The organism is Bradyrhizobium sp. INPA03-11B, from assembly GCF_040446015.1.
Lineage (GTDB): Bacteria > Pseudomonadota > Alphaproteobacteria > Rhizobiales > Xanthobacteraceae > Bradyrhizobium > Bradyrhizobium macuxiense_A.
The window spans coordinates 13,787-28,336 of the sequence record NZ_JASGSR010000104.1; the positions used below are offsets into that span (position 1 = coordinate 13,787).

12 protein-coding genes are annotated in these 14,550 nt (G+C 63.9%); 2 read left to right on the top strand and 10 right to left on the bottom strand.

Annotated elements, in window-relative coordinates; translation table 11 throughout:
• The first annotated feature begins 407 nt into the window (after nucleotides 1-407).
• On the top strand, nucleotides 408-1,751 hold the full coding sequence (locus tag QMZ05_RS31365; RefSeq protein ID WP_353704269.1) for a hypothetical protein: 1,344 nt from the start codon (nucleotides 408-410) through the stop codon (nucleotides 1,749-1,751).
• 59 nt (nucleotides 1,752-1,810) lie between these two features.
• Here the strand turns inward: QMZ05_RS31365 and QMZ05_RS31370 are convergent, their stop codons facing one another.
• From QMZ05_RS31370 to bioB, 10 genes are all read right to left on the bottom strand, one after another.
• Nucleotides 1,811-2,233: a CBS domain-containing protein gene (locus QMZ05_RS31370; protein ID WP_128971382.1), complete on the bottom strand. Its 423-nt coding sequence runs from the start codon at nucleotides 2,231-2,233 to the stop codon at nucleotides 1,811-1,813.
• Between the two features lie 123 nt (nucleotides 2,234-2,356).
• Complete coding sequence (locus QMZ05_RS31375) at nucleotides 2,357-2,827, bottom strand: YbaK/EbsC family protein (RefSeq protein ID WP_353704270.1); 471 nt, start codon at nucleotides 2,825-2,827, stop codon at nucleotides 2,357-2,359.
• Nucleotides 2,828-3,045: 218 nt separating this feature from the next.
• Nucleotides 3,046-3,858 carry a pentapeptide repeat-containing protein gene (locus QMZ05_RS31380; protein ID WP_353704271.1) on the bottom strand — a complete coding sequence of 271 codons (813 nt, stop codon included), beginning with the start codon at nucleotides 3,856-3,858 and terminating at the stop codon, nucleotides 3,046-3,048.
• A gap of 264 nt (nucleotides 3,859-4,122) precedes the next feature.
• On the bottom strand, nucleotides 4,123-6,135 hold the full coding sequence (locus tag QMZ05_RS31385) for an acyl CoA:acetate/3-ketoacid CoA transferase (RefSeq protein WP_353704272.1): 2,013 nt from the start codon (nucleotides 6,133-6,135) through the stop codon (nucleotides 4,123-4,125).
• Between the two features lie 138 nt (nucleotides 6,136-6,273).
• Nucleotides 6,274-7,683 (bottom strand): GntP family permease, encoded by a 1,410-nt coding sequence (locus QMZ05_RS31390; RefSeq protein ID WP_353704273.1) that lies wholly within the window; start codon nucleotides 7,681-7,683, stop codon nucleotides 6,274-6,276.
• A 196-nt stretch (nucleotides 7,684-7,879) separates the two neighbouring features.
• Nucleotides 7,880-9,325, bottom strand: coding sequence for a sigma 54-interacting transcriptional regulator (locus QMZ05_RS31395; protein ID WP_353704274.1), 1,446 nt, complete (start codon nucleotides 9,323-9,325; stop codon nucleotides 7,880-7,882).
• 266 nt (nucleotides 9,326-9,591) lie between these two features.
• Nucleotides 9,592-10,854, bottom strand: coding sequence for an adenosylmethionine--8-amino-7-oxononanoate transaminase (locus tag QMZ05_RS31400; protein WP_353704275.1), 1,263 nt, complete (start codon nucleotides 10,852-10,854; stop codon nucleotides 9,592-9,594).
• The gene (bioD, locus tag QMZ05_RS31405; RefSeq protein WP_353704279.1) at nucleotides 10,851-11,483 is read right to left on the bottom strand and encodes a dethiobiotin synthase; all 633 of its coding nucleotides are present in this window, start codon (nucleotides 11,481-11,483) and stop codon (nucleotides 10,851-10,853) included. The genes QMZ05_RS31400 and bioD overlap by 4 nt, the downstream gene beginning before the upstream one ends.
• Nucleotides 11,480-12,634 (bottom strand): 8-amino-7-oxononanoate synthase, encoded by a 1,155-nt coding sequence (locus QMZ05_RS31410; RefSeq protein WP_353704276.1) that lies wholly within the window; start codon nucleotides 12,632-12,634, stop codon nucleotides 11,480-11,482. The genes bioD and QMZ05_RS31410 overlap by 4 nt, the downstream gene beginning before the upstream one ends.
• Nucleotides 12,635-12,700: 66 nt before the next feature.
• Entirely contained in the window at nucleotides 12,701-13,696 is a 996-nt protein-coding gene (gene bioB, locus QMZ05_RS31415) for a biotin synthase BioB (RefSeq protein ID WP_353704277.1), read from the bottom strand.
• Nucleotides 13,697-13,814: 118 nt separating this feature from the next.
• Between bioB and QMZ05_RS31420 the strand changes: the two genes are divergently transcribed.
• Entirely contained in the window at nucleotides 13,815-14,453 is a 639-nt protein-coding gene (locus tag QMZ05_RS31420; RefSeq protein ID WP_353704278.1) for a GntR family transcriptional regulator, read from the top strand.
• The last annotated feature ends 97 nt before the right edge of the window (nucleotides 14,454-14,550 follow it).

The following is a 14,550-nucleotide window of genomic DNA, read 5'->3' on the forward strand; positions in this document are numbered from 1 at the left end:
GGTCATCGATTGATGACGCACAGGGGGCCGTCGTCCAATTCAAAACGAAAATTCGACTATTCGGCGCAGTGATGGAGCTGGCAACTTGCAGCAGACGACGTCCGCGCAACATTACTCACCAGCGAGCTGAAGCCACACAGATGATCGAAAGTGGCAACGAGAAGCCGCGACCGCAGAGCTCGATGCAAACACGCGGAACTTTCGCAGGAGTCGCTTGGCTGATGTTTCCACTTCGACCGTACAATCGCGTTCCATCCTGACACCAAGCTGAACTGCATTCACCACTGCGAAGAATTTCGCCGTGGTGCGGCCTCATGATCGCGGATCGCCACAAACATTCACAACGGGTTCATGTCGCCGCCACTATTCGACTCCAACGCTGGGGGAAGAAGATTGGAGTATGTGCCATGCGCTGCATCGCCGGACTGCCTCTCGCCTTAGCTCTCAGCCTCTGCTGTCTCTCGCTGCCCGACGCTGCACACGCGCAGCTCGGCATCGGCATCGGCATCACCGTGAATGCGGCACCGCCGCCATTGCCGGTCTATGTGCAGCCGCCGATGCCCGCGGTCGGCTACATCTGGACTCCCGGCTATTGGGCCTGGAGCGACGATATCGGCTACTACTGGGTGCCCGGCACATGGGTGCTTCCGCCCGCACCTGAGTTGCTGTGGACGCCCGGCTATTGGGGCTGGAACGATGGCGTCTACGCGTTCCACGCCGGATATTGGGGAGCGACCGTCGGCTTCTACGGCGGCATCTCTTATGGCTTCGGTTACACCGGTGTCGGCTATGAGGGCGGCTACTGGCGCGGCGGCAGCTTCTTCTACAACAGCTCCGTCAACAACATCTCCAACGTCTCGGTCACCAACGTCTACAACAAGACCGTCATCAACAACACGACCAACGTCAGCTACAATGGCGGCACCGGCGGCACCACGGTGCGGCCGACGCCGCAGCAGCTCGCCGCCCAGAACGGGCAACACGTGGCTGCGACCGCCGAGCAGACGCGGCACGCGGCAGCGGCGATGAAAGACCCGTCGCTGACGCTCGCCAACAACCATGGTCATCCGGCCGTCGCCGCGACCGCACACGCCGCACAGTTCAGCGGCGCGGGCGTGATCGCCGCGCGACCGGGCAAGCCGATCGCGGCGCCGCCGCCCGGACATGCACAGCCGACGGCAAGCCACGCTTTGCCGACGGGGAATGCCGTGCCGCCCGGACACGCTCTGCCGACCGGAAACGCATTGCCGCCCGTGCACGCCGCACCGGCAGAACACGCGCAAACGACAGGTCACGCTCTCCCGTCAGGAAATGCTCTGCCGGCAGGACACACTCAACCGGCAGGGAATGCTCCGCCGGCAGGACACGCTCTCCCGACCGGAAACGCTCTGCCGGCAGTGCACGCTCCACCGACGGAACACGCTCAAACGACAGGGCACGCGCTCCCGGCAGGGCACGCCTTGCCCGCCGCCGGTAACCATCCTGTCCCGGCGCCGCACGTCGCCGCGCCGGCCGTGCATGCGCCGACGCCGCAGATCGCACGGCATGCACCGCCACCGCCTGCGCCACACTCGCCTGCGCCACACCCGGTCGCGCATCCGCCGGCGCCGCACGTCGCACAAGCGGCTGTGCATCGTGCTCCGCCGCCCCGGCCTGCAGCGCCGCACGTGTCGCGGCCGGCACCGCGGCCTCATCCTGCGCCACGGCCGCAGCATCCCGCGGCGAGGCCAGCGCCACACAGGCACGCATGATCCAACTCATCGGCGTGCCTGCAAAGGCACGCCGATTTCATATGAGAGCCATCGACGTCTCAATGGTGATGAGCCGACACGCCCTTGACGCACTGGGTCAACAGATCGACGGTGGCGGATTGGCCGACATCGCCCAGGCTGATCATGCCGACCATCCGCTTGCTCTTGTTGATCACAGGCAACCTGCGGATTTTCAGCGTTTCCATGTGATGCACCGCTTTCGCTAAATCGTCGTCTTCCCGGCAGCAATGAATGCCTTCGGTCATCACGTCCCGCGCGGTCATGCGCGCGGCGTTGAAGTCCTTGCTCGCGAGGCCTTTGCAGACAATGTCGCGATCGGTCACCATCCCGATCAAATGGTCGTCTTTGCCGATCGGAATGCAGCCGACGTCGTGCCCTTGCATCAGTTTCGCGATTTCGGTGATTGGCGTGTCAGGGCTGACCCAGTCGACGCCCCTGTGCATCACGTCCTTGACTTTCATGGAGGACCTCCCTTTCAAGGCAACAGCCCCCTCGCTGGCAATTATACAACAGAGCTGGCACGACTGCATGCGTGCTGCGCCTTGGTCAGGGCGCACCAACAGGTAGTCCGCTATCATGCCGCCTCAATCGTGCGTACTGAAACAGCCGTGCAGGGAACCGGCAGTCAAGCGATCGAATTGCGCGCGACCGAGATGAAGCAACGTCTCATGATCGCCGGCTTCGATATAGATTTCGGGCTGCGTCTGAATGCTGTCATCAACGATAACGTCGAGCCCATAGCAGATGCCGGCGGCGGGAACCGCCCCATGCGCACAGTCCGCGAACAGCCTATCGATCTCGCTTTCAGCGGCCAGGGCGATATCGTCACCGAATCTCGCCTTTAGATCCGTCAGCCTGAGGCGATGCGACGCTGGCAGCACAGCGAGCAGATAGCCGCCGTTGCGGCGCAGCACAATGGCCTTGGCCAGCCGATCGCCCGGGACGTGACAGGCCTGGGCGGTAAGGGCGGACGACATCGTCAGCACGTGCGGGATTTCGTCGTATTCGATGTTTTCGACAGCGAGATATTTATGCAGTGTGGGCGAAATGGTCATAGCGTCACCTCCGGTGCGATATGCAACCATCCACCGTGGTCCCGCCCCCGCCGCACGATGAGCGGCTGCGTAGTTCCCAAGACCGAGCATAAGTCCTGTCGTAGGACACTGCAATTCGATCCCTGGAGCCTCGTTCCGATTGGAATCGGAACGAGGCTCCAGATTCCAATTTTGACGCGTTTTCTTCACGCGAACCGGTACTTCGCCGGAAAACACCCCTAACGCGGGCGCCGCGCCAGGTTCAAGTTCCGGGCCTTGTCCAGATTGCGGGCCTCAGCCAGCGCGGCCGCGCTCGGCAAGAGGGCCGACGCAAGGTCGGTCTCGCTGAAATCGGCGCCGGCCACATTGGCGTCGGATAAGTCGGCGCCCGCAAGGTCGGCCTTGTTGAGGTTGCAATTCGTCAAATTGGCGTTCTGCAGCTGCGCGAATTCGAGATCGGCGCGGGCGAGATTGGCGCCGCTCAAATCCGCATTCCGGAGATCGGCGGATTTGAGCACGCCCCGCATCAGGCCCATCGATTGGTTGCGCATATCCGCGCTCAAATCGGCGCCCGCCAGTTTGGCCCCGATCAGGCTGGCACCGGAAAGATCGGCGGTTATGCGAGCGCCGCGCAAATCGGCGCCGCCAAGCTTGGCGCGATGCATCTGGGTGCCGAGCAGCGATGCCTTTGCAAGGGATGCCTCCGTCAAATCTGCTTCAATGAGCCAAGCCTGATTCAGGTTGGCCCCATCGAGGCGGGCGCCTTTCAGATTGGTCCGGTTGAGCTTTGCGAGATGAAGGTTGCCACCGGAGAAGTCGAGGCCCGAGAGATCGAGGTGCGACAGTCGCTTACCCTCCAAATCTGCAGAATTTCGGTCCCCTTGAGGCACCGCCTTGAGGAGCGCGTCGACCTCGGCGCGCGTCATTTCCGACGCCGTCATATCGGGACCGTTGAGATCGACCCCGCGCAGCATGTCCTGCGACACAGCGTCAGTCGGATCAACGAGCAGCGCCGCTACGGACACAAGGGCAAATGCGAGACGAAACGACATCGCCGTCTCTCCGCTTTTCAGCAACCCGGTTTTGTCTCTTTCATTCTTCGGGTTGGTCGTACCGTCAGGTTAGCTGGTTGCCTGCGGCTTGTACCGGAGTATGAAACCGGATCCCGATCCTGGCAATGCCCGTGACCGCTCCGCCAGCGGAAACGCTGCCCGCGAGAGCAAGGGACAGATCGCAGCCTATCGCTGCGGCGACGGAGGCAATTTCCGCCGCCGGCTTCTGGCGGCTTATCCCGCCGCGTGCCCGTTTCGGTCCGGCTACGGGGCGAGCCCGGCTTCGACATTTCGCCAATCCGACCGCGCGTCTTCCGCGCTTTCAAAAATATGTGCGGCGACGCCGCGCCGTTCCAGCGCTTCGCCGAGCTTGATGCGAAGGAAGCCCGACGTGGTGTAACGGGAGACGCCGGAATAGAAGCGGTCGGTCAAACCTTGCACCATCGCCGAATATTCGTCGAGCAACTCGGGGACAATCGAGAAGTTGTCGTAGTTGACGATTGCATAGACGCGGCGATCGAGGCTGCCGAGGTTGGCCTCGACGGCGCGCGCGATCGCATCGATGTCGGCCCTGCTGCGCAGCGCGAAGCGCTCCAGGTTGACGAAGAACAGGTTCTGCTGCTGGTCCAGCGTGAAGCGTCGATCGAGCGGAAGCGTCAACAGGTCGCTGCGCAAATCCATCGGGCCGTCGCGGAAGATCCGGGCATCCATCAAGGCTGGATCGCGCGGGATCAGCGGTCTGAAATCCATCAGGGCGAGGATGTCGCGCTCGATATCGATGCCGGGCGCAACCTCGATCAGCTCGAGCCCGCCTTCGGTCAGCGCAAGCACGCAGCGCTCGGTGACGTAGTGCACGGTCTGCCCACGCCTGGCGGCAACCGCTCCGCTGAACGTCACATGCTCGACGGCCTCGACGAATTTGCGGGCCTGCGCTTCTTCGGCGATGACCAGCTTGCCGTCGGCTACGCCGATGCGCTGGCGTCCCGCACCAAACGTGCCGACGAAAATCACCTTCTTGGCGTTCTGGCTGATGTTGATGAAGCCTCCGGCACCGGCGAGCTTGGGACCAAATTTGCTGACGTTGAGATCGCCGGCGCGATCGACCTGGGCAAGACCGAGGAACGCAGCATCGAGACCGCCGCCGTCATAGAAATCGAACTGATAGGGCTGGTCGATCACCGCCTGCGTGTTGACGGCGGCACCGAAATCGATCCCGCTCGCCGGCACGCCGCCGATCACGCCGGGCTCGGCTGTCAGCGTGATCAAGTCGATGACCCGCTCTTCGTTGGCAACGGAGGCGATACCCTCGGGCATGCCGATGCCGAGATTGACGACGCTGTTGGCCTTGAGCTCGAATGCCGCCCGGCGCGCGATGATCTTGCGCTCGCTCATCGGCATCGGCGGCAGCGAGCCGGCGCGCAGCCTGATCTCCCCGCTATAGGCCGGATTGTAATGCGTGCCGAAGGTCTGCCAATGGTTTTCCGGCTTCGCCACCACCACGCAATCGACGAGGATGCCGGGGATTTTCACCTGGCGCGGATTGAGGCTGCCGCTTTCTGCGACGCGCTCGACCTGGGCGATGACAATGCCGCCGGAATTATGCGCCGCCATGGCGATCGCCAGCGCCTCCAGCGTCAGCGCTTCCTTTTCCATCGTGAGATTGCCGTCGGCATCGCCGGTGGTGGCACGGATGATCCCAACGTCGATGGGAAAGGCCTTGTAGAACAAGCACTCCTCGCCGCCGAGCGTGACCAGCTCGACCAACTCATCGACGGTGCGGGCGTTGAGCTTGCCACCGCCCTGGCGCGGATCGACGAAGGTGCCGATGCCGACGCGTGAAACGTGGCCGGGACGACGCGCGGCGATATCGCGGAACAGATGGGTGATGACGCCTTGCGGCAGATTATAGGCCTCGATCTGATTTGCGATCGCCAGTTGCTGCAATTTGGGTGCGAGCCCCCAATGGCCGCCGATCACGCGGCGGACCAGCCCCTCATGTGCGAAATGGTTGAGACCGCGGTGCTTGCCGTCTCCCTGTCCCGCCGCATAGACCAGCGTGAGGTTGCGAGGCTTGCCCTGCGCATAGGGCGCGTCGGTTTCGTTGGCGAGATAGAGCTCCTCCAGCGCGAGGGCGATCTCTTCGGCAAAGCCGATGCCGACAAAACCGCCGGTCGCGACCGTGTCACCATCGTGGATCAAACGCACGGCTTCGGCGGCCGTAACGATCTTGCCCTTCTCCGTCGTACGCAGATAGGACAGCGCCGGATGCTGGCTCATGTCATTCCTCCCGATTATTGGCGCGTTCTACGGCGAAGCCTGTCTCGCATTCGATGCGGGATGGACGCCGGCTCGCGCGAAGAAAACGCGTAAAAAGCAACAAGCCAGGCCTCGTTCCGATTCAATCGGGAACGGCCGCTAGACTAGCCCGGTGACGTAATAGACCGCGATCACGAAGAACACCGCCAGCGTCTTCAGGCAGGTTACCGCAAAGATGTCCCTGTAGGACTGCTGGTGGGTCAGCCCGGTCACCGCGAGCAGGGTGATGACGGCGCCATTGTGCGGCAGCGTGTCCATGCCGCCGCTCGCCATCGACGCGACGCGGTGCAGTACCTCGGGCGGGATGTGCGCCGCCTCGGCCATGGCGACGAAATCCTTCGCCATGGCGGCGAGCGCAATCGACATGCCGCCCGAGGCTGAGCCGGTGATGCCGGCGAGCGAGGTGACGGTGATGGCTTCGTTGACGAGCGGATTCGGAATGGATTTCAGTGTATCCTTGATGACGATGAAGCCGGGAAGCGCCGCGATCACGCCGCCGAAGCCGTATTCGGACGCGGTGTTCATCGCCGCCAGCAGCGCACCGCCGACCGCGGCCTTGCTGCCCTCGGCGAAGGTCTTTTTCAATTTTGGAAACGCGAATGCGAACACCGTCAGAATGCCCGCGATCAGCGCGCCCTCCACTGCCCAGATCGCCTTGATGCTGGCGATCGGCGTGACAATCGAATGGTCGAGCGCAAGCGTCAGATCGTAGCTTGTGCCATACGCCCGCTCGATCAAGCCGCCGAACACGCCGGGAAAGCCGCCGAGCAGCAGGTTGACCGCGAACACTACGATCAGCGGCAGAAAGGCGACCAACGCCGGCGCCAGCTCCGTGGTATCGACCGGCGGCGGCTCATTGCTGTGTCCTTCACCATAGCCCTCGCCGGCGATAGCCGCCTGACGTCGGCGCCATTCGAGATAGAGCAGGCCGAACACGAGGATGAAGATCGCACCAATCGTACCGAGGATCGGCGCCGCGCCGTTGGTGGTCTTGAAGTAGGTGGTCGGAATGATGTTCTGGATCTGCGGGCTGAACGGCAGCGAATCCATGGTGAAGGAAAAGGCGCCGAGCGCGATCGTGCCGGGAATCAGGCGCTTTGGAATATTGCCGGCCCGGAACATCTCGGCGGCGAAGGGATAGGCGGCGAACACCACGACGAACAAGGAGACGCCGCCATAGGTGAGCACCGCGCAGACCAGCACGATCGCCAGCATCGCGCGCTGGCTGCCGACGAGGCCAATCACCGCCGCCACGATCGATTTGGAGAAGCCGGAGAGCTCGATCACCTTGCCGAAAACCGCGCCGAGCAGGAACACCGGAAAGTATAGCTTCGCGAAGCCGACCATCTTGTCCATGAACAGACCGGTGAAGGCGGCCGGCACTGCGCCCGGATCGGTCAGCAGCACCGCGCCAAGCGCGGCGACCGGCGCGAACAGGATGACGCTGAAGCCGCGATAGGCGACGAACATCAGGAAAACGAGCGCGGCCAGCGCGACCAGAAAGCTCATCTGTTTCTCTCCCGGTAGTTGTTCTTTTTTGCGCATGCGCGATGCGTCGTCCGAGAGCAGAGCAAAGCCCGGGCCAAATTGCCTCGCATTGCATCAAATGGCTGAAAAACCGGGCAGTTCGTGCTGGCCGGTGGTGCGCGCGCGGATCGATTGATGTCTACAGTCTGAGACTCAAGACGCGTGGACGTCTCAGAACTCAGACGGCTGACGCATCCGATTGGGCGAGACCGAACTTGGCGAGCTTCTTGTAGAACGTGGCGCGCGAGATGCGCAGCATCCGGGCGGCTTCCGCAATCTGCCCGTTGGCGGCCTGAAGCGCGCTTTCAAGCGTCCGCTTTTCGAACTCCGCTTCGGCCTGCGCGTAGGGAATCACCGTCCCGGCCGAAGGCGACGGCACGGCGGCCCGCCCCTCGGCGCCCACGGACAGGATGCGGGCGAAATCATCACCGACGAGACGACCGGAGTCGCTGAGAATCAGCGCGCGCTCCAGCACGTTGCGCAGCTCACGGACGTTTCCAGGCCAATCGTAGCAGGCGAGCGCGGCGAGGCCCGACGGTGTGAGCTTCGCGTTGAGGTAATCGCCGGACCGGACGATGTCATCCAGCAGCCTCGCACAGATTTCCGGGAGATCGCCGGCGCAATCGCGCAACGGCGGCAGGGCGATCGTGAGCACGTTGAGGCGGTAGAAAAGGTCTGCCCGGAACGTGCCTTCGTTGACGCGCTTCTGCAGATCGACGTTGGTTGCAGCAATGACGCGAACATCGACTTTCGTGACCTTGTCGGACCCAACCGGCTCGATTTCCCGCTCCTGCAACACCCGCAGCAGCTTGCTTTGCAGCTGCAATGGCATTTCACCGATTTCGTCGAGGAACAGCGTGCCGCCATCGGCGCTCCGGAACTTGCCGTCCCGACCTTTGCGGTCGGCGCCGGTATAGGCGCCCGGCACCGTGCCGAAGAACTCGGACTCGATCAGCGTATCCGGGATGGCGGCGACGTTGACGCTGACGAAAGGCTTTTCGGCGCGCGCCGAAGCATTGTGGATCGCCTGCGCCAGCAATTCCTTGCCGGTTCCGGTTTCACCGGTCAGCAGCACCGTCACGCTTTGGCGCGCCGCCCGGCGGGCGAGTTCCTTGGCTCGTCCGATGCGCTCGGTGTTGCCGACATAGTCGTCGAAGGTGAACCGGGCGCTGCGCGGTTGCGACAATTGCCGTTTCGCCAGCCTGAGGTCGCTTTCGAGTTGGCCCATCCGCGCGATCAGCGGCTTCAAATTGTCAAGACGGTCCGACAGCACGAAGCCGATCGCGCCGATGACGTTCCTGTTCTCGTCCTCGATCGGCATGCGCGTCACCACGAGCTGCTCGCCGCCGAGCTCCATGATATCCAGAAGGATCGGTTCACCGGTCTCGGCCACGCGGCGCATCAGGCTGTTCGGGATGATCTCCTCGATGGGACGCCCGATCGCCTCGGAGACATGGCCAAGCCGAAGCGAGTGAAGGTATTTTTCGTTGACGTAGACGACGCGCCCGTCGCGATCGATCGCGATGGCGCCTTCGCAGAGATCCTCCAGGCGCTCCAGCAGCGTTTCCATGGCGCGTGCGCGGATGGTCGCGGGATCGCTGACGATGGGCTGGCGATCGGACATGGAGTTGCGAATGGTCCTTCAACAATGAGCGCACGCGGATGGTTGCGAACGACCACGCGTCCCGCCTCCGCTCCACCTGTCTCCTGAAGGACTGGACCTGCGAAGCCGATCGGGTTGCTGCAAATCTAGCAGGAGATCGCGTGATTTCACATCAGCGCCGGACAAAACTTCGCGCCCGGCGCGTGCCGCGACCGCGTCGTCCGCAGGATAATTATGTCGGAATTTCAACAATATAGACGTTCGACGTTTCGCTCGGGGCGGCGGCGTCACGTCAGTTCGTCGGCCGCATCCCCGATCGCGGCGTAGATTTCCTCGAGGTCGGCCTCCGTGACGCAGTAAGGCGGCATGACGTAGATCGTATTGCCCAGCGGCCGCAGCAGCAGGTCTCTGCGTTGGAAGAAAGCCTGAAGCTTCGGCCCGATGCCTGCGAGATAGCCGGCATCGCTTGCCTTCAGATCAAGTGCGGTGATGGTCCCGGTGTGGCGGACGTTTTCAAAGCGCGGGTTGGCACGGAATGGCGCGATCAGGCGCTCCTGCATCGCGGCGACCGAGGCGACGCGATCGCCCGCGCCGTGTTGCCAGAGTTCGAGGTTCGCCCTGGCCGCGGCGCAGGCGACCGGGTTCGCCGTATAGGAACTGGAATGGAAGAAAGTCCGCGAACGATCATTGGAATAATGCGCATCGTAGATCTCGGCGCGGCACAGCGTCACCGCGAGCGGCAACGATCCGCCGGTGAGGCCCTTTGAGTAACAGGCGATATCCGGGCTGACATCGGCCTGTTCGCACGCGAACAAGGTGCCGGTCCGGCCCCAGCCGGTCATCACCTCGTCGGCGATGAACAGCACATTATGGGCCTCGCAGATGCGCTTCATCTCTTTCAACACCCGGGGCGGATACATCAGCATCCCGCCCGCACCCAGGATCAGCGGCTCGACGATGAACGCTGCCGCCGTTTCGCTCCTGCACGCGGCTTGGAGCGCATCGAGCGTCGCCTGCTCGCGGCCGGCTACTGGAAACGGGACTGACGCGACATCGAACAGCAGCGGCTCGTAAGCCTTATTGAAGACGCCGCGCGCGCCGACCGACATCGTCCCTACCGTGTCACCATGGTAGGAATGCTCCATCACGATGATCCGCGTGCGCGGCACGCCGATGTTGTGCCAGTAGCCGAGCGCCATCTTCAGCGCCACTTCCACACTGGTCGAGCCAGAGTCGGAGAAGAACACGTAGTCGAGGTTATCAGGTGCAAGCTGCAGGAGCTGCGCGGCGACCGCTTCGGCCGGGTCGTGGGTATGCCCGGCAAAGATGATCTGATTGAGTTTTTCCGCCTGCTCCTGGATCGCGCGCACGATGTGCGGATGGCAATGGCCATGGGTCACCACCCACCAGGACGCGATCGCATCGATGATGCGGCGGTCATCCGCGGTGTAGAGATAGGCGCCCTCGCCGCGCACGACCCTTGTCATCTCGCCGTGCAGCGCGTGCTGGGTGAACGGGTGCCAGATCGGCGACTTGCGAGAAGACATCATGGGTTGAAATCTTCGCGCCGGAACGATGCCTCGAACGCTATGCGCAGCGTGTCCTCCGTGAGCCGTGAAAGCCGGGGCAACCGGCCCAACCGGCGCACCTGTCCAAAATCGCAGATGGCGCGCTCGCTCTCGGGATTGCTCTCGCCGATGAATGCGATCCCGAGAATGTCGATCCGGCGCTTGCGCAGCGCCTCGACAGACAGCAGCGAATGATTGATGGTGCCGAGCGCGGTGCGGGCGCAGAGCACGACCGGCAGCCGCCATCGCTCGAAGATGTCGATGTAGAGGGTATCGCTATTCAGCGGAACCATCAGCCCGCCGGCGCCCTCGATCACCAACGGCCGGTCCGAGATGTCGGGCACGGCGAGCGCGGCGGGGTCGATGCGCACGCCGTCGATCGCGGCGGATTGATGCGGTGAAGCCGGCGTGCGAAGCCGGTAGCGTTCCGGCACGATGCGATCGGCCGGGAGATTGCCAAGCCGCGCCACCAGTCGCGCATCGGTCTCCTCGTCGAGGCCGGACTGGACCGGTTTCCAGTAGCGCGCGCCGAGAAGATTCACGAGCCCCGCGGAGAACACCGTCTTGCCGATCCCGGTGTCGGTTCCGGTCACCACGATCCGGCCGGTCATTGCGGCCATCCGTTGGTCTCCGCGACGAGCGCGTCGAGCAGCGCGCGCACGTCGTCCTCGTCGACATTGAGGGTCAGCGCAATCCGCAATCGGGCCGTGCCCGCCGGCACGGTCGGCGGCCTGATGCCTCTGACGTCGAAGCCGCGCGCCTGCAGCGCAGATGCGAGCTGCATCGCGCGCGCATTGTTACCGACGATATAGGGCACGATCTGCGAGCGCGACGGGCTGTGCCAGCCGCGCCGATCGAGCTCGCGATGGGTGAATGCGACAAGGCTCGCCAGGCGCTGTTGATGCTCAGGTTCCTGCTGCAGGATCAACAGCGCCTCGCGCACGGCAACCGCCGTGAGCGGCGACGGCGCGGTGGCGAAGATGAAGGGGCGGCAGCGATTGACCATGAAGTCGCGCAGCACCGTCGGGGCCGTGACCAGCGCACCCGCGACGCCCAGCGCCTTGCCGCAGGTATGAACGATCACGAGATTCTCGCGGCCCTCATAGGGCGCCGTCAGCCCGCGTCCCTGCTCGCCATAGACGCCGGTGCCGTGCGCCTCGTCCACCATCAGGAACGCGTCGTGCCGCTCGGCGATGACGACGAGATCGGAGAGCGGCGCGAGATCGCCGTCCATGCTGTAGACGCTTTCGACCACGATCCAGACCCGGCCCGTTCCGCCCTCGGCGCGCCAGCCGCGAATGGTGTCTTCGACCGACTGCGGACTATTGTGTTCGCTGAACCGGAATTCGGCCCGGCCGGCCCGCGCGCCTTCATGGATGCTCGCATGCACCAGCGCATCGAGCACGAGCAAATCGCCGCGCTGCGGCAGCGTCGTCAGCACGGCAAAATTGGCGACATAGCCGCCGCCGAAGAACAATGCGGTCTCGGCGCGGAAGAACGCGGCGGCCTCCGCCTCCAGCCGTTCGTGCTCCTCGCAATTGCCGCGCAAAAGCCGCGACCCGCCGGCGCCGATCGGCGTGCCGGCTGCGAGTGCCGCCGCGACCGCCTGCTTGATGCGCGGCGCATTCGCGAGCGCCAGGTAGTCGTTCGAGACGAAATCGATGCCCGCGCGCGGCTTGAGGCCGCGCAGCCGATCGTCCTTGCTCAGGGCGTGCAAGGCCGCGGCGTAATCAGCGGCGTTGGCCGCATGGATTGCGCTCATGCTTCACTCACAGATTTGCAGTTGGTCGCGCGGCGAATGCCGCCGCGCGCGTGCCGGAGGCTACGGTCAGGCGAGGGCGGAATTGATGCCAAGCCGATCCAGCAGATCGGCGTCGCGGTCGCGCTGCGGGTTCTTGGTGGTCAGCAGCACGTCGCCGATGAAGATCGAGTTCGCGCCGGCCAGGAAGCACAGCGCCTGCAGCTCATCGGTCATGTATTGCCGTCCGGCCGACAGCCGCACCACGCTGTTCGGCATCATGATCCGTGCGGTGGCGACCAATCGCACCAACGCGATCGGATCGGGACGCTCCGCGGTGTCGTTGACCGGCACGCCCTTGACCTCGTTCCACAGATTGATCGGCACGCTTTCGGGATGGCTGGGGAGGTTGGCGAGCAGCATCAGCATACCGAGCCGGTCGTCGACCTGTTCACCCATGCCGATGATGCCGCCGCAGCAGACCTTGATGCCGGCATCGCGCACATGCGCCAGCGTATCGATGCGGTCCTGCAAGGTGCGGGTGGTGATGATCTTGTCGTAATACTCCGGCGAGGTATCGACGTTGTGGTTGTAGAAATCGAGCCCGGCCTCGGAGAGGCGCTCGGCCTGATCAGGCGTCAGCATGCCGAGCGTGACGCAGGTCTCCATGCCGAGCCCCTTCACCGCGCTGACCATGTCGCAGACCTGGTCGAGATCGCGGTCCTTGGGACTGCGCCAGGCCGCGGCCATGCAGAAGCGGGTGGCGCCGGCGTCCTTGGCGCGCTGCGCCACCGCGACCACCTCGTCCCGCGGCATCAGGCGCGTCGCCTTCAGGCCGGTGTCGTATTGCGCGCTCTGGGAGCAGTAGCCGCAGTCTTCCGGACAGCCGCCGGTCTTGATGCTGAGCAGGCTCGCGGTTTCGACGTGGTTCGGATTGAAGTTGGCGCGATGAACGCCCTGCGCCTGGAACATCAGGTCCGCTAACGGCAAATTATAGAGCGCTTCAGCTTCGGCACGCTCCCAGCGCTTGTGGGGCGCTACGCTGGTGCGGCTCTCGGTCCGTTCGATCTCTACGACATCAACCATCTGGCTTGCCTTCTTGCTGGAATCATAGATAATCTGGTATATTATCTATGATCTTGGACTTAGGATGATGCTAGCCGAGGCTCCGCGAGAGCGCACTCGTTTTTATGATAGATAATCTATGATGGACGAGGGCGAGAATACGACCACCGCCGGGCGCATCGCCGAAGCGATCGGCGAGCGCATCATCAGCGGCACCTTGGCGCCGGATGCGCCGCTGCGGCAGGACCATGTCGCGCGCGAATTCCACTCCAGCCACGTCCCGGTGCGCGAGGCCTTCAGGCAATTGGAGGCGCAGCACCTCGTCGTTGCGGTGCCGCGCCGCGGGGTGCGGGTTGCGCCGCTCGACACCAAGTCGGTGAAGGAGATCGCCGAGATGCGCGCCGCGCTCGAGGTGGTCGCGTTGCGCAATGCCGCACCGAAATTCACATCGGCCCATCTGGCACGGATCGAGGTCGCGCTGGTCGAAGGCGACAATGCCGAGACGGTGCAGGAATTCGAGATGGCCAATCGCGCCTTTCATTACGCGCTGGTCGCGCCTTGCGCGATGCCGCGGCTGCTCGCCAGCCTCGACGGGCTGCAGCTGGCGAATTCACGCCTGGTGTTCGCGATGGCGCGCAACGCCGGCTGGCGGCCGCGGCCGAGCCAGGATCATCGCATGATCCTGCAGGCGCTGCGCGCCCGCAACATCGAGCAGGCCTGCAGCCTGCTCGCGCGGCATATCCAAACCATCGAGCGGCTTGCGCTGCCGGCGGCGTGATTGGGAATTGGTACGCAAAATCCGCCCCCATCGCAGACGCGGACTAGCGGAAGGGCGACGAAGCTGGACTGAACAGGTGACCGCGAAGATGGTGCAC